General features: G+C 59.3%; 14 protein-coding genes, 1 tRNA gene and 1 pseudogene. 11 read left to right on the forward strand and 5 right to left on the reverse strand.

All coding sequences use genetic code 11. The features are described from left to right. Nucleotides 1-56 precede the first annotated feature (56 nt). Complete coding sequence (locus GIV35_RS12310; protein ID WP_223023023.1) at nt 57-1,013, forward strand: DMT family transporter; 957 nt, start codon at nt 57-59, stop codon at nt 1,011-1,013. On the opposite strand, the gene GIV35_RS12315 is transcribed toward GIV35_RS12310, so the two are convergent. Further along, the gene (locus GIV35_RS12315) at nt 1,010-2,392 is read right to left on the reverse strand and encodes a class II fumarate hydratase (protein ID WP_014719259.1); all 1,383 of its coding nucleotides are present in this window, start codon (nt 2,390-2,392) and stop codon (nt 1,010-1,012) included. The two genes, GIV35_RS12310 and GIV35_RS12315, sit on opposite strands and share 4 nt — an antisense overlap. A gap of 196 nt (nt 2,393-2,588) precedes the next feature. Here GIV35_RS12315 and GIV35_RS12320 point away from each other — a divergent pair, with 196 nt between their 5' ends. The 7 genes from GIV35_RS12320 to GIV35_RS12350 all read left to right on the forward strand — a co-directional run bounded on the left by GIV35_RS12320 (nt 2,589) and on the right by GIV35_RS12350 (nt 10,270). Continuing rightward, nucleotides 2,589-3,107: a DUF2059 domain-containing protein gene (locus tag GIV35_RS12320; protein ID WP_105227472.1), complete on the forward strand. Its 519-nt coding sequence runs from the start codon at nt 2,589-2,591 to the stop codon at nt 3,105-3,107. 6 nt (nt 3,108-3,113) lie between these two features. Next, entirely contained in the window at nt 3,114-3,407 is a 294-nt protein-coding gene (locus GIV35_RS12325) for a BolA family protein (RefSeq protein ID WP_054896313.1), read from the forward strand. 101 nt (nt 3,408-3,508) lie between these two features. Further along, on the forward strand, nt 3,509-4,450 hold the full coding sequence (trhO, locus tag GIV35_RS12330) for an oxygen-dependent tRNA uridine(34) hydroxylase TrhO (protein WP_014719256.1): 942 nt from the start codon (nt 3,509-3,511) through the stop codon (nt 4,448-4,450). 36 nt (nt 4,451-4,486) lie between these two features. After that, nucleotides 4,487-5,089 (forward strand): DsbA family protein, encoded by a 603-nt coding sequence (locus tag GIV35_RS12335; RefSeq protein ID WP_236265404.1) that lies wholly within the window; start codon nt 4,487-4,489, stop codon nt 5,087-5,089. After that, complete coding sequence (locus tag GIV35_RS12340; RefSeq protein WP_034126161.1) at nt 5,082-6,884, forward strand: ABC transporter ATP-binding protein; 1,803 nt, start codon at nt 5,082-5,084, stop codon at nt 6,882-6,884. Before GIV35_RS12335 ends, GIV35_RS12340 begins: the two co-directional genes overlap by 8 nt. Nucleotides 6,885-6,955: 71 nt before the next feature. Next, nucleotides 6,956-9,418, forward strand: coding sequence for an EAL domain-containing protein (locus tag GIV35_RS12345; protein ID WP_236265402.1), 2,463 nt, complete (start codon nt 6,956-6,958; stop codon nt 9,416-9,418). Between the two features lie 78 nt (nt 9,419-9,496). Next, nucleotides 9,497-10,270, forward strand: a complete 774-nt coding sequence (locus GIV35_RS12350; protein ID WP_153474739.1) for a TenA family transcriptional regulator — start codon at nt 9,497-9,499, stop codon at nt 10,268-10,270. Nucleotides 10,271-10,390: 120 nt separating this feature from the next. On the opposite strand, the gene GIV35_RS12355 is transcribed toward GIV35_RS12350, so the two are convergent. Both GIV35_RS12355 and lldD read right to left on the reverse strand, forming a co-directional pair. Beyond that, complete coding sequence (locus GIV35_RS12355; protein ID WP_014719251.1) at nt 10,391-11,317, reverse strand: GGDEF domain-containing protein; 927 nt, start codon at nt 11,315-11,317, stop codon at nt 10,391-10,393. A 412-nt stretch (nt 11,318-11,729) separates the two neighbouring features. Then, nucleotides 11,730-12,860, reverse strand: coding sequence for an FMN-dependent L-lactate dehydrogenase LldD (gene lldD, locus GIV35_RS12360; protein ID WP_236264923.1), 1,131 nt, complete (start codon nt 12,858-12,860; stop codon nt 11,730-11,732). A gap of 100 nt (nt 12,861-12,960) precedes the next feature. Here lldD and GIV35_RS12365 point away from each other — a divergent pair, with 100 nt between their 5' ends. The 3 genes and pseudogenes from GIV35_RS12365 to GIV35_RS12375 all read left to right on the forward strand — a co-directional run. Beyond that, nucleotides 12,961-13,884, forward strand: coding sequence for a LysR family transcriptional regulator (locus GIV35_RS12365; RefSeq protein ID WP_236264924.1), 924 nt, complete (start codon nt 12,961-12,963; stop codon nt 13,882-13,884). A gap of 33 nt (nt 13,885-13,917) precedes the next feature. Continuing rightward, a tRNA-Asn gene (locus GIV35_RS12370) sits at nt 13,918-13,993 on the forward strand. 130 nt (nt 13,994-14,123) lie between these two features. Beyond that, nucleotides 14,124-14,320: pseudogene (locus GIV35_RS12375) on the forward strand (ParA family protein); the annotation flags it as partial. Nucleotides 14,321-14,454: 134 nt separating this feature from the next. Here GIV35_RS12375 and GIV35_RS12380 read toward each other — a convergent pair. Then, the gene (locus tag GIV35_RS12380) at nt 14,455-15,129 is read right to left on the reverse strand and encodes a MarC family NAAT transporter (protein WP_014719246.1); all 675 of its coding nucleotides are present in this window, start codon (nt 15,127-15,129) and stop codon (nt 14,455-14,457) included. Between the two features lie 93 nt (nt 15,130-15,222). Next, a complete protein-coding gene (locus GIV35_RS12385; RefSeq protein WP_198715710.1) occupies nt 15,223-16,128 on the reverse strand; it encodes a LysR family transcriptional regulator in 906 nt (301 codons plus the stop codon). Nucleotides 16,129-16,160: the final 32 nt, after the last annotated feature.

The raw sequence follows: 16,160 nt of genomic DNA on the forward strand, positions 1-16,160 counted from the left end.
CTCAGTGACTTGCCCCTAGAATGCCTGCTCCACTTCCTCTGGCATCTGGGGCACTCATGCACATCTCTTCCGGCCGCTGGGTCTACGGTTTCTTCCTGACCCTGCTGACCGCGTTCCTGTGGGGCATTCTCCCGATCAAGCTCAAGCAAGTGTTGCAGGTGATGGACCCGATCACCGTGACCTGGTTTCGCCTCATGGTAGCGGGCACGTGCCTGTTCGTTTACCTGGCCGCCACCAAACGCCTGCCCAGCCCCAAAGTGCTTGGCCCCAAGGGTGGGTGGCTGGTGGGCATGGCGGTGTGTGGCCTGGTGGGCAACTACGTGCTGTACCTGGTTGGCCTGAAAATGCTTAGCCCCGGCACGGCGCAGTTGGTGGTGCAGATGGGGCCGATCTTTCTGATGGTTGCCAGTGTGTTTGTGTTCAAGGAGCGCTTCAGCCTGGGGCAGGGAGTGGGGCTGGTGGTGCTGATCGCAGGCTTTGGCTTGTTTTTCAACCAACGCCTGGTGGAGTTGCTGACGTCCATGGGTTCTTACACCGCCGGTGTGCTGACGATCCTGCTCGCCACCACCATCTGGGTGTTCTATGCACTGGGGCAGAAGCAGTTGCTGACGGTATGGAATTCATTGCAGGTGATGATGGTGATTTACTTGTCGTGCGCGGTGTTGCTCACGCCTTGGGCGCACCCGCTGGAGGCGTTGCAGTTGAGCCCGTTGCAAGGTGTGCTGCTGCTGGCGTGCTGCATGAATACGCTGGTGGCCTACGGCGCATTTGCCGAAGCCCTGGCGCATTGGGAAGCCTCGCGGGTCAGTGCGACCCTGGCGTTGACGCCGTTGGTGACCTTTGTGGCGGTGGCAGTGGCGGCCTGGCTGTGGCCGGACTATGTGCAAGCCGAAGAGATCAATGCCTTGGGCTATGTGGGGGCTTTGGTGGTGGTGACTGGCTCGGCGATGGTGGCGCTGGCGCCTTCGCTGCTCGCCGGGCTCAGGGCCCGGCGGCTGCGGATGTCGGTTTAAGCGCCGAGCATGTTTTCCGGGCGCACCCACTGGTCAAACTCGGCATCGGTGAGGTAGCCCAGCTCCAGTGCAGCCTCACGCAGTGTCAGCCCTTCGGCGTAAGCCTTCTTGGCGATTTCGGCTGACTTGTCGTAGCCGATATGCGGGTTGAGGGCGGTGACCAGCATCAGCCCGCGTTCCAGGTGCTGGGCCATTTGCTCGGCGTCGGGTTCAAGACCGGCAATGCAATGCTCCTGGAAGTTGTTGCAGCCATCGGCCAGCAGGCGGATCGACTCCAGCAGGTTGTGGATGATCACCGGTTTGTACACGTTCAACTGCAAGTGCCCTTGGCTGGCGGCCATGCCGATGGTCACGTCGTTGCCCAGCACCTGGCAGGCCAGCATCGACAGCGCTTCGCATTGTGTGGGGTTGACCTTGCCGGGCATGATCGAACTGCCCGGTTCGTTGGCCGGCAACTTGACTTCGGCCAGCCCGGCGCGAGGGCCGGAACCCAGCAGGCGCAGGTCGTTGGCGATCTTCATCAGCGCCACGGCCAGGGTTTTCAGCGCGCCGTGCAAGGTCACCAGCGGCTCATGGCCGGAGAGGGCGGCGAATTTGTTCGGCGCGGTCACAAAAGGTAAACCCGACAACGCGGCCAGCTCGGAAGCAATCGCCTCGCCAAAGCCATGGGGGGCATTGAGGCCGGTGCCGACGGCGGTGCCGCCCTGGGCCAGCTCGCACACCGCGGGCAGGGCGCTGCGGATCGCACGCTCGGCGTAATCGAGCTGGGCGATAAACGCCGAAAGTTCCTGGCCGAAGGTGATCGGTGTGGCATCCATCATGTGGGTACGGCCGGTCTTGACCAGCTTCATATGCCGCGCGGCCAATTCTGCCAGTCCACCGGACAAGGTGGCGATCGCCGGCAGCAGTTGCTTGTTCACCGCTTGCACCGCAGCAATGCTCATGGCGGTGGGGAAGCAGTCGTTGGAACTCTGGGAACGGTTGACGTGATCGTTGGGGTGCACCGGGCTCTTGCCGCCGCGGTTGTTGCCGGCCAGTTCGTTGGCGCGGCCAGCGATCACTTCGTTGGCGTTCATGTTGCTCTGGGTGCCACTGCCGGTCTGCCAGACCACCAGCGGGAACTGGTCATCATGCTGGCCGTCCAGGACCTCGTCGGCAGCCTGTTCGATCAGGCGGGCAATATCGGCGGGCAGGTCGCCGTTGCGGTCGTTGACCCGAGCGGCGGCCTTCTTGATCAAGGCCAGGGCATGCAATACCGCCAGCGGCATGCGCTGCTCGCCAATCGCGAAATTGACCAGCGAACGTTGGGTTTGCGCGCCCCAATAGGCGTCATCAGGGACCTGTACTTCCCCCAGGCTGTCGGTTTCGATACGGCTCATCGGTCACCCTCGTTATGCAGTCGTGATTGGTCAGTTTAGGCCCTGGCGGCCAGCGTGGGTTCCCTAAAAGCGCATTTGTGCCATCGCGCCCCGTGAAACCGGGGCTTGCCAAGGAGTGGGGTTGAGCCGCGAGGTTTTTTAGGCGCAGAATGGTCGCCCTTGGGGTCTTACCTCGCCTGCTAGAAAAGGAAACTCGATGACTCGTCTTCGTGCCATCTGTACCGCGGTTGCTCTGGTTTGCGCCAGCGGCCAGGTTCTTGCCGATACCGCCAGCCACAACGCCAGTGCCGAAGCCTTCCTTACCCTGGCCCATGCTGACAAGCTGGGGACCCCGGTGTACATGCAAGTGCAGCAAATGTTCGCCCAGCGTTTCGAACAGACCAAGGCGCCTGCCGCCAAGCAGTCGGTACTGGACAGCTACCAGGCCAAGGCCAACGCCGCTCTGGACCAGGCCATCGGCTGGCCGAAGCTCAAGCCTGACATGGTCAAGCTCTACACCACCAACTTCAGCGAATCCGAGCTCAAGGACCTGGTAGCGTTTTACAAGTCGCCACTTGGCAAGAAAGTTCTGGAAAAAATGCCCCAGCTGACCCAGCAATCGGCCCAGATGACCCAGGCCAAGCTGGAAAGCGCCGTACCGGTGGTGAACAAGCTGTTGGAAGACATGACCAACGAGCTGGCGCCAAAAGCCGCCGCACCGGCCAAGAAGAAGTAAGCAGGAATGACCATGCAACAGCGTATCGAAACGGCCCTTGCCGCCCTGGCCCCGCAACACTTGAGCGTGCTGGATGAAAGCCACATGCACAGCCGTGGGTTGCAGACCCACTTCAAGGCCGTGCTGGTCAGCCAGCAGTTCGAGGGGCTCAACCGCGTCAAGCGCCACCAGAAGGTCTACGCCACCCTGGGTGATCTGATGAGCGAGTTCCATGCGCTGGCGCTGCATACCTATACGCCCGACGAGTGGGCGACAATCGACGCAGCCCCGGCCTCGCCGACCTGCGCCGGCGGACATTGATGGGGTAACCCTGATAGAATCCGCAACGCGCCGCTTAGCCGGCGCGTTTTTTTTGCATCCGGTTCACCCCTTACGAGGGTAGCCACCTGGAGAGAACACCCATGACTCAACCGATTGTCGTGGCGGCACTGTATAAGTTCGTCACCCTCGAAGATTACGTCGCCCTGCGCGAGCCCCTGTTGCAGGCGATGGTCGATAACGGCATCAAAGGCACCTTGCTGATCGCCGAAGAAGGCATCAACGGCACCGTTTCCGGCAGCCGCGAAGGCATTGACGGCCTGATGGCCTGGCTGAAAAAAGACCCGCGCATGGTCGACATCGACCACAAGGAATCCTACTGCGATGACCAGCCGTTCTATCGCACCAAGGTCAAGCTCAAGAAAGAGATCGTGACCCTGGGCGTTGAAGGCGTCGACCCGAACAAAAAAGTCGGTACCTATGTCGACCCGCAGGATTGGAATGCGTTGATCAGCGACCCGGAAGTGCTGTTGATCGACACCCGTAACGACTACGAAGTGTCCATCGGCACCTTTGAAGGCGCAATCGACCCGAAAACCACCAGTTTTCGCGAATTTCCCGACTACATCAAAGCCAACTTCGACCCGGCCAAGCACAAGAAGGTCGCCATGTTCTGCACCGGCGGCATTCGCTGTGAGAAGGCGTCGAGCTACATGCTCAGCGAAGGCTTCGATGAGGTCTACCACCTCAAGGGCGGTATCCTGAAGTACCTCGAAGAGGTGCCCCAGGAAGAAACCAAATGGCAGGGCGACTGCTTTGTGTTCGACAATCGCGTGACCGTGCGCCACGACTTGAGCGAAGGCGACTACGATCAATGTCATGCCTGCCGCACACCCGTGAGCGTAGAAGACCGCGCCTCCGAGCATTATGTGGCCGGCATCAGTTGCCCCCATTGCTGGGATAAGCTGCCGGAGAAGACCCGTCGCAGTGCGATCGACCGCCAGAAGCAGATCGAACTGGCCAAGGCCCGCAACATGCCGCACCCGATTGGTTACAACTATAAGCAAACCCCTTCCGAGGCCTGAGCCATGTCTGCGCGCCTGCTCTATGTAATGGACCCGATGTGTTCCTGGTGCTGGGGCTTTGCCCCGGTGGCACAAGCGCTGGTGGAGCAGGCCCAGGCGGCCGGCGTGGACGTGCACTTGGTGGTGGGCGGCTTGCGCACCGGCAGCGGCGCGGCGCTGGAGCCGACTACCCGGCGCTACATCCTTGAACACTGGCAGGCCGTCACCGACGCCACCGGCCAGCCGTTCAAGCGTGACGGCGCGCTGCCTGAGGGGTTTGTCTACGACACCGAGCCGGCGTGCCGCGCTATCGTCACCGCACGCAGCCTGGCGCCGGATTGCGCCTGGAAGCTGCTGGGGCTGATCCAGCGTGCGTTCTATGTCGAAGGACGGGACGTGACCCTCGCCCATGTGTTGGTTGAGCTGGCCGAGCAGGCCGGCATTCCACGTATCGAGTTTGCCGGCGAGTTCGACCGTGCCGAGCAGCACGCGGCCACGGCGGCCGATTTCACTTGGGTGCAAGACCTGGGCATTGCCGGGTTCCCGACCCTGCTGGCCGAGCGCAACGGCCAGTTGGCCTTGCTGACCAATGGTTACCAGCCGCTGTCCGAGCTGTCGCCGTTACTGGGTCGATGGCTGGAGCGAGCTGCCTGTGTATGAACAGCCTCCACGCACCGACCGCCTGACCTGGGCAGAAATTCGCCGCCTGGCCCTGCGCCACAAGAAATCCCTGTGGGTTGCCAACGGTGTCGCCGTGCTCGCCACCCTGTGCAGCGTGCCTATCCCGCTGTTGTTGCCGTTGCTGGTGGACGAAGTGCTGCTGGGCCATGGCGATGCCGCCCTCAAGGTGATGAATCACGCGCTGCCCCTGGGTTGGCAAAAAGCCGCTGGCTATATCGGCCTGATGCTCTTGGTCACCCTGGCCCTGCGCTGCGGCGCGCTGGTGTTCAACGTGGTGCAGGCGCGGCTGTTTGCGCGCTTGGCCAAGGACATCGTGTACCGCATCCGCGTGCGCCTGATCGAGCGTCTCAAGCGTATCTCTCTGGGTGAGTACGAAAGCCTGGGCAGCGGTACGGTCACCACTCATCTGGTGACCGACCTGGACACCCTGGACAAATTCGTGGGTGAAACCCTCAGTCGCTTCCTGGTGGCGATGCTGACCCTGGTCGGCACCTCGGCGATCCTGGTGTGGATGCATTGGCAACTGGCGTTGTTGATCCTGTTGTTCAATCCGTTGGTGATCTACGCCACGGTGCAATTGGGCAAGCGCGTCAAGCACCTCAAGAAGCTGGAAAACGACAGTACTTCACGCTTTACCCAGGCGCTGACTGAAACCCTCGATGCCATCCAGGAAGTACGTGCCGGCAACCGCCAAGGCTTTTTCCTCGGGCGCCTGGGCCAGCGTGCTCAGGAAGTGCGTGACTATGCCATTCATTCCCAGTGGAAAACCGACGCGTCGAGCCGCGCCAGTGGCTTGCTGTTCCAGTTCGGTATCGACATCTTCCGCGCCGCGGCCATGCTCACTGTGCTGTTTTCCGACCTGTCCATCGGCCAGATGCTCGCGGTGTTCAGTTACCTGTGGTTCATGATTGGCCCGGTGGAACAACTGCTGAACCTGCAATACGCCTATTACGCGGCGGGCGGCGCGCTGTCGCGCATCAACGAGCTGCTGGCGCGTGCCGATGAGCCGCAATACCCAGGCGGCGCAGACCCGTTCAGCGGGCGCGAGACGGTCGGCATCGAAGTGCGTGGCCTCGACTTTGGCTACGGCGAAGACCTGGTACTCAACCAGTTGAACCTGGCCATCGCACCGGGTGAAAAGGTGGCAATTGTCGGCGCCAGCGGCGGCGGCAAAAGCACCCTGGTGCAACTGCTGCTGGGGCTCTACACGCCGCAGGCCGGCAGCATTCGTTTTGGCACTGCCACCCAGCAGGAGATCGGCCTGGAGACCATCCGCGAAAACGTCGCGGTGGTACTGCAACACCCGGCGCTGTTCAACGATACCGTGCGCGCCAACCTGACCATGGGCCGCACCCGCACCGATCAAGCCTGCTGGCAGGCGCTGGAAATCGCCCAACTGGATGCTACTGTCAAGGCATTGCCCTTAGGCTTGGACAGCGTGGTCGGGCGTTCGGGCGTGCGCTTTTCCGGTGGCCAGCGGCAACGCCTGGCGATTGCCCGCATGGTGCTCGCCGAGCCTAAAGTGGTGATTCTGGACGAGGCCACGTCTGCATTGGATGCGGCGACCGAGTACAACCTGCACCAGGCACTGGCGCGGTTTCTCAGCGGGCGTACTACACTGATCATCGCCCACCGGCTGTCTGCGGTGAAGCAGGCTGACCGAGTGTTGGTGTTCGATGGCGGGCACATCGCCGAGGATGGCGACCATCAGCAGTTGATTGCCGATGGCGGGTTGTACGCCAAACTGTACGGACACTTGCAACAAGTGCGTTGATTTAGCTTAGGCTGTGCTATCGGGAGCGGATTTTCGCGTGCGTATTAAGCTGTGCATGTGTAAGGGACTTCATGAAGCAAAAGCGGACTCTCGGAACGCCACGTCTGTTGGGAATTGTCTGGCCCTTCATCGCCGTCGTGTTGTTCCAGGCATTGTTAGGCTGCGTCAGTCTCTACGTGCTTTCGGCAGTGCGGGGTTATGTGGCGGGTGAAAGCCTGTGGTCCAAGGGCCAGAAGGATGCCATTTACTACCTGACTCTCTACGCCGATAACCGCCAAGACGCCACCTACCTCAAATACCAGCAGGCCATCGCAGTGCCCCAGGGGGGGCATGAGTTGCGCATTGCCCTGGACCGTTCCAGCCCCGATGTGGACGCCGCGCGGCTGGGCATTCTCAAGGGCGGTAACCATCCGGACGACGTTTCCAGCGTGATCTGGCTGTACCTTAACTTCCGTCATTTCAGTTACCTGGAAAAAGCCATTGAGCTGTGGACGGTGGGCGACGGCTATCTGCTGCAGTTGGATGAGCTGGCCCAGGAGATGCACGGCGCCATTACCTCTGGCCAGGTCAGCAGTGACGATGTCCATCACTGGAAGGCGCGCATCACTGCCATCAATGAAGGCGTGACGCCCGCCGCCAAGGCGTTCAGCGATGCCCTGGGCGAAGGTTCGCGGATGATCCTGCGCCTGTTGTTGATCACCAACCTGGCGACGGCCTTGGGCCTGATCGTGTTGGCGCTGCTGCGCACCCACAAGCTGCTGGCCCAGCGTCATGCCTTTGCCGATGCGCTGCAAGCGGAGAAGGAGCGGGCGCAGATTACATTGGAGTCGATTGGCGACGGGGTGATTACCACCGATGTCGACGGGGCCATTGCCTATATGAACCCTGCCGCTGAAGCCTTGACTCACTGGCGCTCGGAGCAGGCCCAGGGCCTGCCGCTGGCGGCGTTGTTCAAACTTTTGAATGAAAACGCCGAGCCCGACGGATTCACCCTGATTGAGCACATCGTCAAGGGCCAGTTCAGCGGCGGCAGCGAGCATTCCAAGCTGATCCAGCGCCTGGACGGCAGCACGGTCTCGGTCACCCTGGTGGGCGCTCCGATCCGCAGCGCCGGCAAGATCAGCGGTGCGGTCCTGGTGCTGCACGACATGACCCAGGAACGCCAGTACATCGCCAATCTTTCCTGGCAGGCCACCCATGACGCCTTGACCGGCCTGGCCAACCGTCGCGAGTTCGAGTTCCGCCTTGAACAGGTGCTGCAACAGGTCGCGCGCCAGCAAAGTGGGCGACATGCCTTGATGTTCCTCGACCTCGACCAGTTCAAGCTGGTCAATGACACCTGTGGCCACGCGGCGGGCGATGAATTGTTGCGTCACATCTGCGCGCTATTGCAATCAGACCTGCGCGAAGGCGACACCCTGGCTCGGTTGGGCGGCGACGAGTTTGGCATCCTGCTGGAAAACTGCCCGGCGCCGGTGGCGGAAAAAATTGCCGAGAGCTTGCGCCATACCGTGCAGAGCTTGCACTTCGTGTGGAAGGGGCGGCCCTTCATGACCACTGTCAGCATTGGCCTGGTGCATATCTCGCAAACCCCGACCACCCTGGAAACCTCCCTGCGCGCCGCCGATATGGCGTGCTACATGGCCAAGGAAAAGGGCCGCAACCGGGTGCAGGTCTACCACGTCGACGACTCGGAATTGTCTCTGCGGTTTGGCGAGATGGCCTGGGTACAGCGGCTGCACATCGCCCTTGAGGAAGACCGCTTTTGCCTCTACGCCCAGGAAATCGCGCCGTTGGGCCCTACCGACGCCGGCAATGGGCACATCGAAATTCTCCTGCGGCTGCATGACGAAGCGGGGCGGATCATTTTACCCAACAGTTTTATACCGGCGGCCGAGCGTTACGGTTTGATGACGTCCCTGGACCGTTGGGTAGTGGAAAACGTATTCAAGATTATCGCCCGCTGCATGCATGAGCGTCCGGGCCGACCCATGGCCATGTGTGCGATTAATCTGTCAGGCATAACCATTGGCGATGATGACTTTTTGGGTTTTTTACGTCAGAAATTCGATAGTTACAACATTCCACCGGAAATGATTTGTTTTGAAATAACTGAAACGAGCGCTATAGCCAATTTGGGCAGTGCGATTCGATTTATTAATGAACTCAAAGCGTTAGGGTGCCATTTTTCCCTGGATGACTTTTGCGCCGGAATGTCCTCATTCGCATATTTGAAACATTTACCTGTAGACTTCCTGAAGATCGATGGAAGTTTCGTAAAGGATATGCTGGACGACCCGATTAACCGCGCCATGGTCGAGGTGATCAACCACATCGGCCACGTCATGGGTAAGCGCACGATTGCCGAGTTTGTTGAAACACCCCAGATCGAACAGGCTTTACTTGAGATAGGTGTGGATTACGCTCAGGGCTACCTGATTGAACGCCCGCAATTGTTTACCTTTGATAGCCTGCAGTGCCGACCTGAGCGGCCGCAGCCTCTGTTATTCAAGGCGCCCGGCACTTTCCGCTGAAACATTTGCTGGTCTGTACAATCACACTTGAAAAGGAGCCCCACAGTGATCGACACATTCAACAGAACCGGCCCGCTTATGGAAGCCTCGAGTTACCCCGCCTGGGCGCAGCAACTGATCCAGGACTGTAGCGAGAGCAAGCGTCGGGTTGTCGAGCACGAACTGTACCAGCGCATGCGCGACAACGCCCTCAGCGCCAAGACCATGCGCCACTACCTGATTGGTGGTTGGCCGGTGGTGGAACAGTTTGCCTTGTACATGGCGCAGAACCTGACCAAGACCAAGTTTGCCCGCCATCCTGGGGAGGATATGGCGCGCCGTTGGCTGATGCGCAACATTCGCGTGGAGCTCAACCATGCCGACTATTGGGTCAATTGGGCGCGGGCTCACGGCGTCAGCCTTGAAGAACTGCAAGCGCAGGAGGTGCCGCCCGAGTTGCACGCCCTGAGCCATTGGTGCTGGCACACCAGCTCGGCGGATGCGTTGATCGTCGCGATTGCCGCCACCAACTACGCGATCGAGGGGGCGACGGGGGAATGGTCTGCCGTGGTCTGCTCTACTGGTGTGTATGCTGCCGCCTTCCCTGAGGAAGACCGCAAGCGGGCGATGAAGTGGCTGAAGATGCACGCCCAATACGACGATGCCCACCCTTGGGAAGCCCTGGAAATCATCTGCACACTGGCGGGGACCAACCCGAGCAAGGCCTTGCAGGAAGAGTTGCGCCAGGCGGTGTGCAAGAGCTACGACTACATGCACTTGTTCCTGGAAAGCTGCATGCGTCTAGAGAATGCGGAAAAAGACAAGGCGCCAGCCGTTCGCGAGCGCCCTGTGCGCATCGCCAGCGAGGCGTAACGGTAACTGTGGCGAGGGAGCTTGCTCCCGTTGGACTGCGTAGCAGGCCCATTCTTTTTAAATAAAGAATGGGGCCGCTTCGCGCCCCAGCGGGAGCAAGCTCCCTCGCCACAACTGACCTTATCCCGCCATCGCCAAGCGATTGCGACCTTCGCGCTTGGCCACGTACAACGCATTGTCGGCCCGGCGCAGCAGGCTTTCAGCCGACTCGGCCGCCAGCAGCGTAGAACAACCGAGGCTCACGGTCAGTTCGATTCGCGTGCCCTCTACCCAGTAGTCCTGGGCTTGCGCCGCCTGGCGCAGGCGCTCTCCCACCATTCTCGCGGCATCGCGACCGGTGTTGGAGAGCAGGATCAAAAACTCTTCCCCGCCAAACCGAAACACCATGTCCACGTTGCGCAGCTGGCGTTTGATCGCCCCGGCTACGGCGCGCAGTACGCTGTCGCCCGCAGCATGCCCATGGGTGTCGTTGATTTTCTTGAAGTGGTCGATGTCCAGCATCAACAACGACAGCGGGTGCAAGTGCCGACGTGCCATGTCTATTTCTCGCTGCAGCGTCTGGTCCATGGCCACACGGTTGCCGGTTTCGGTCAACGGGTCACGCAGGGCGCTGCGGGTGGCGGCGCGGTAGAGCAGGGCGTTGCGCATCGGATAAAGCAAGGTAACCAGCAGGAGTTCGAGTTGGCTCAGTTCCTCTTCAAGCAACCGCTGGTTGCGACGAAAGACCAGTTCCCCCAGGTGTTCGCCTTCATGGCTCAGGGTGTAGCTGACGGAGTGATGACCCCGGTGGCCAAACTCCAGGCGCAGGTCGCTGGCGGCGTGACGGTATTGCAACGCGTCCAGCGGCACCAGGCGCTGAACCTCACGAAAGAACAGGCCCAGGATGCGCTCCGGCTCCAGGCTGGTCTGCAACTGCTGGTTCAGTTGCTGGCGAAGTTCGGCGAGGGTGGCGGGGCGGCGTGGGCGCAAGGATGGCTGGCCAAATCCCAGGCGTTGCAATTTGGCACTGTCAAAGTCAATTGCGTTGGTCTGGGTGGGGGTTTTCATAAGCGCGGGGCCTCTAAGCACTGGGCTGTCTTACAGGCGGGATGAGGGTGGCGAGTGCCAAGCGTCTTACTGATCCTTCAGTTCCGTAAAACATTGGAAACAGTTTAAACCGCTTTTCATTGGGTTATAACCCCATGGCCCTGCCGCACGTCTTGTCATCGCCGAACCTGCTTGAACAGTACTAGAGCGAGATTCATGCCAAGTGTATTTAGTTGGCAAAAATCCTTATAAATCAATTAACTAATTTTTAAGTAAGAAAAGTCCGTTAAAACATGGCGCCAGTTATTTGGCTGATTTGGGCCAGCGTTGCCGCCGGCCCGGTTGACGTAACTGTTTCGGTGGGGCGAGTTGCTTGTCGCAAATAAACAACGCTTCGGTTATTCGTGAACAAAGTACACCGCACCCATCACCACTAGACCAAGGTGGTACGGTCGATTTGCGCGATGGAGGTGACCCCGGTAAGGGTCATGGCCACGCGCATTTCCTTGGCGAAGATGTCCAGCAGATTCTCTACCCCATGCTGGCCCTCGGCGGCCAGCGCGTAGGCGGTGGCACGCCCCAGCAGGCACGCCTTGGCGCCCAGGGCGAGCATGCGCACCACGTCGAGCCCGGAGCGAATGCCGGAGTCCACCAGCACGGTCAAGTCATCGCCCACCGCTTCGGCAATCGGCGGCAACGCCTTGGCCGTGGACAGCACCCCGTCGAGCTGGCGGCCGCCATGGTTGGAGACCACGATGCCGTCGGCACCGAAACTCACCGCGTCCTTGGCATCCTGAGGGTCGAGGATGCCCTTGATGATCATCGGGCCTTTCCAGAACTCGCGGATCCACTCCAGGTCTTTCCAACTGATGGACGGGTCGAAGTTGTTGGCCAGCCAGCCAATGTAGTCTTCCAGGTGGGTGGGTTTGCCCAGGTATTTGGAAATATTGCCCAGGTCGTGGGGGCGGCCCATCAAGCCTACATCGAAGGCCCACTGCGGCTTGGTCACCGCCTGCAACATGCGCCGCTGAGCCGCGTAGGGGCCGGACATGCCCGAGTGAGCGTCGCGGTAGCGTGCGCCCGGTGTCGGCATGTCAACGGTGAACACCAGCGTGGTCACCCCGGCAGCCTGCGCCCGCTCCAGAGCGTTGCGCATGAAGCCGCGATCCTTGAGCACATACAGCTGGAACCAGATTGACTGCGGGCTTTGCGAGGCCACTTCCTCAATCGAACACACCGACACCGTCGACAGGCAAAAAGGGATGTGTTTGTTGGCCGCCGCCTTGGCCGCTTGCACTTCACCGCGTCGCGCATACATGCCGGTCAGCCCGACCGGGCTAAGGATGACCGGCATCGCCAGTTCCGTGCCGAACAGGTTGGTGCTCAGGCTCAGGTTGTCGACATTGCGCAGGATGCGTTGGCGCAGGCTGATCTCGGCCAGGTCCGAACTGTTGGCGCGCAGCGTGTGCTCGGCGTAGGCACCGCCGTCGATGTAATCGAACAGAAAGCGCGGCAACTTGCGCTTGGCCGCAGCGCGGTAATCGGAAGCGGACGAGATGATCATCAACGGTGTCTCCCCTGAGCAAAGCGCTACACCCTAAGCAAAGTTATGCCATGATGAAAACAACTTTTATCACTGTCATCCAGTCGCCAAAGGAATACTGATGAACCTGCGAACCTTGCGTGCGTTTGTCGAAGTGGTGCGCCAGGGCGGGTTCTCCCAGGCGGCCGAAGTGGTTGCCCTGACCCAGTCTACCGTCAGCAAAGCGGTCAAGACCCTAGAGGACGAACTGGGCATGCCGTTGCTCAACCGTCTCGGCCACAGGAATGAACTCACCGCCGCTGGTGAAATTGCCTACCGCCGCGCCTTGGTGATGCTCGCCGAACGCACCGACTTGATGGCCGAAATCAACGACCTGCGCGGCCTCAAGCGCGGCGTGCTGCGCATCGGCCTGCCGCCGGTAGGGTGCGGCGTGTTGTTTGCGGCGATGTTCGCCACTTACCGCAGCCGTTACCCAGGCATCGACATCGAACTGACCGAATACGGCAGTAAAAGGCTGCGCGAATGCCTGGAAGCAGGGGAGGTGGACCTCGCCGCGTTGCTGCTGCCGGTTGATGAAGGCTTCGACTACCAACCGGTGCGCAACGAGCCATTGATCGCCGTATTGCCCATGGGTCACCCACTGGCCCAGCGCGAGCGCATCGACTTCACCGACCTGGCCGACTCACCCTTCATCCTGTTCGAGGCCGGCTTTGCCCTCAATGCCAAGATCCTCAGCGCCTGTGAACGCAAAGGCGTGACGCCCAAAGTCACCGCCCGCAGTGGGCAAATAGACTTTATCGTCGACCTGGTCACCGCCGGGCTGGGCGTTGCCTTCCTGCCTAGGATGCTGGCGCACAAACACCAACATCCCGGCATCGCCTTGATCCCCCTGGACGAGCCTCATACCGATTGGCACATCGCCCTGGCCTGGCGCTCCAGCGCTCATCTGCCACCGGCAGCGCGGGCCTGGTTGGATTTGGCCAAGGAACCGCCGTATTCAAGCGAGCAGGGGGACGATTTGCGGAAAATTTCTGAGGACGCTTGACTTCTTCTTTTTAATCAGTAACATACGGCGCATTCCGCGATAGCTCAGTTGGTAGAGCAAATGACTGTTAATCATTGGGTCCCTGGTTCGAGTCCAGGTCGTGGAGCCAGATAGAGAAAAGCCTGTAGAGATACAGGCTTTTTTTTGCTTGGGATTTGACCCAGCAATCCAAACGCTTAGCGCGCTTAGCGCGCTTAGCATGACGCCCTCTCTAATCCTTCGATTCAGAGGTAAGGCCAATGAAAGTCGCTGCAGTCGTTTCAACCAAAGGCGGGCCGGGGAAAATCACGGTTGGCGCCAATCTAGGCGCATTCTGCGCCGACGCGTGTCATTGGACCTTACTGATCGATCTCGATCCCAGCCGTCACTGTCCTCGTTCTATACGCTAACGCGTGAGGCGCCGGGCGGGACCTACCAACTGATCGTTAATAATGAAATGCCTCCGCGGAGCGCTTTCTTCTGTCGGTAATGAGGTGAAGCGCTGAGCCAGGCATTTGATAATATGGCTAGTGAATATGGCCGCGGGAATATCAACGGCCTTTAATAATTCACTATTATGAAAAACTATGATCAGTGCATAGGTGTAGACGCTAACTCAAAACCACCATTGATAACGAACTGAACGCCCATACAAACCAGTAGAAAACCAACGACTCGGGAAATTGCATCGATTCCTGACTCACCAAGCACTTTCATTATTCGCCCCGAACATCGTAAAGCTATCCAGAAAATAAGCGCAGTAATGATGAATACGGTTGCGGCTGCAAGGTGAATGACGAGTGGTAGGGTCTGGTAGGTCGACTGCAGGGTAGAGGCGGAGCTGATAAGCAACGCTATCGTGCCTGGGCCTGCTGCACCAGGAAGAGCTAAAGGTACAAATGACAAATCGCGGAAATGTGGGGTTGATTTCTCTTTCTCTGAAAGGAAATCTTTCTGAACCTCCGTTTCGTCAGGTGTCGTTGCTGGAAAAAGCATGGCGAAACCGATGTAGGTAACGATCAGGCCTCCGGCTATTCTCAAGCCGGGGACAGATATTCCGAATACCTGCATTACCAGGCTGCCCCCGTAGAAGCTGACAAACATAATCAGAGCTACATACAAGCTTGCCTTCAGGATTTGCCGGTTACGCTCTACTGTAGGCAGCTTTCCTCCAAGTCCTAGTAAAAGGGAGATGCTAGTTAGAGGATTGGCCATAGGAAGCAGGGCTAATAGTCCAATAAGAACATGATGAAAGTAATTACCCATAGTGTTTTTACTCGGTTATGCAACGAATAGGAGGCTATAAGAATATTAAGGCCTTACGTCATGTGCCCTAACGATCCGATATCAAGTCAGGACTCAATCGGGAAAGTATTTTTTTGCCTCTTCCGTGGTATAGCGCAGAAAGATCTGCACCGCCTGCGGAATCAAGCGTCGTGACAGTAGAAAAGCATACAGCGACATGTTCTGGAGGGTATAGCCAGGTAAAATACGTACCAGTTTGCCGCTCTCTACGGCCTCATCGGCGCTGGGCAAATTGAACTGCGCGATGCCAAGTCCGCGTAGAGTAAGATCCATGCGCGCATCGTTCGGTGTGGCAAGCAGGATGGGTTGCACCGGCGTCAGGTGTTTATGTCCTTGGGGGTCGATCAGCTCCCACTCGGGTTCTCCCTGACGCCCAAGACAGGGCCATTGCAAGAGATCGTCCGGTACCCGTGGAGGGTTCCTGACGGCCAGTAACAGGGGAGAAGCGAATAACCCTTGTGGCACTGAACAGATTGGCCGAGCAACCAGCGACTTGTTAATCACTTCGGCGCGGCGATGACTGAAGTAGACATCCACTGGCTCTTCAAGGGGGTTTGGCACGCGTGTGCTGGCCTCCACTTCGAAATGAATGTCGTGCTTTTCTTCCAACATTCGAGCAATAACCGGGTTGATAATCCAGTACACAACCTCGGGCGATCCGACGACTCGGATACGTCCTTTAATTTTTCCATCATCCGACTTGATCGCGCTTTCAACCTCCTGAAGGCCTTCGAACAAGGGCGCGATTTCGCTATAGAGCCGCTCGCCCGGGTCCGTCAATCGCATAGAGGGCATTCGATTGAACAAGCGCAGACCCAGGTGCTCCTCCAGCCGGGTCACGGCGCGACTGATGCTTGAAGTGTTCTGCCCAAGCCGTTCAGCCGCACGGCTGAAGTTCAATGTTTCCGCGGCAACGAGGAAGGTGTGGTATTCGCTCCACATGGCGTTGCTTTTATGCAATGTATAGTTGCTCCATATGACATGGCTAAAAC

Source organism: Pseudomonas sp. PA-1-6B, from assembly GCF_021609545.1.
Lineage (GTDB): Bacteria > Pseudomonadota > Gammaproteobacteria > Pseudomonadales > Pseudomonadaceae > Aquipseudomonas > Aquipseudomonas fluorescens_BV.

Coding starts and splice junctions, on each gene's coding strand:
- lldD (WP_236264923.1), bottom strand. CDS start 12,860: ATGATCATCTCGTCCGCTTCCGATTACCGCGCTGCGGCCAAGCGCAAG.
- GIV35_RS12380 (WP_014719246.1), bottom strand. CDS start 15,129: ATGGGTAATTACTTTCATCATGTTCTTATTGGACTATTAGCCCTGCTT.
- GIV35_RS12325 (WP_054896313.1), top strand. CDS start 3,114: ATGACCATGCAACAGCGTATCGAAACGGCCCTTGCCGCCCTGGCCCCG.
- GIV35_RS12335 (WP_236265404.1), top strand. CDS start 4,487: ATGTGTTCCTGGTGCTGGGGCTTTGCCCCGGTGGCACAAGCGCTGGTG.
- trhO (WP_014719256.1), top strand. CDS start 3,509: ATGACTCAACCGATTGTCGTGGCGGCACTGTATAAGTTCGTCACCCTC.
- GIV35_RS12355 (WP_014719251.1), bottom strand. CDS start 11,317: ATGAAAACCCCCACCCAGACCAACGCAATTGACTTTGACAGTGCCAAA.
- GIV35_RS12320 (WP_105227472.1), top strand. CDS start 2,589: ATGACTCGTCTTCGTGCCATCTGTACCGCGGTTGCTCTGGTTTGCGCC.
- GIV35_RS12310 (WP_223023023.1), top strand. CDS start 57: ATGCACATCTCTTCCGGCCGCTGGGTCTACGGTTTCTTCCTGACCCTG.
- GIV35_RS12350 (WP_153474739.1), top strand. CDS start 9,497: ATGGAAGCCTCGAGTTACCCCGCCTGGGCGCAGCAACTGATCCAGGAC.
- GIV35_RS12365 (WP_236264924.1), top strand. CDS start 12,961: ATGAACCTGCGAACCTTGCGTGCGTTTGTCGAAGTGGTGCGCCAGGGC.
- GIV35_RS12315 (WP_014719259.1), bottom strand. CDS start 2,392: ATGAGCCGTATCGAAACCGACAGCCTGGGGGAAGTACAGGTCCCTGAT.
- GIV35_RS12345 (WP_236265402.1), top strand. CDS start 6,956: ATGAAGCAAAAGCGGACTCTCGGAACGCCACGTCTGTTGGGAATTGTC.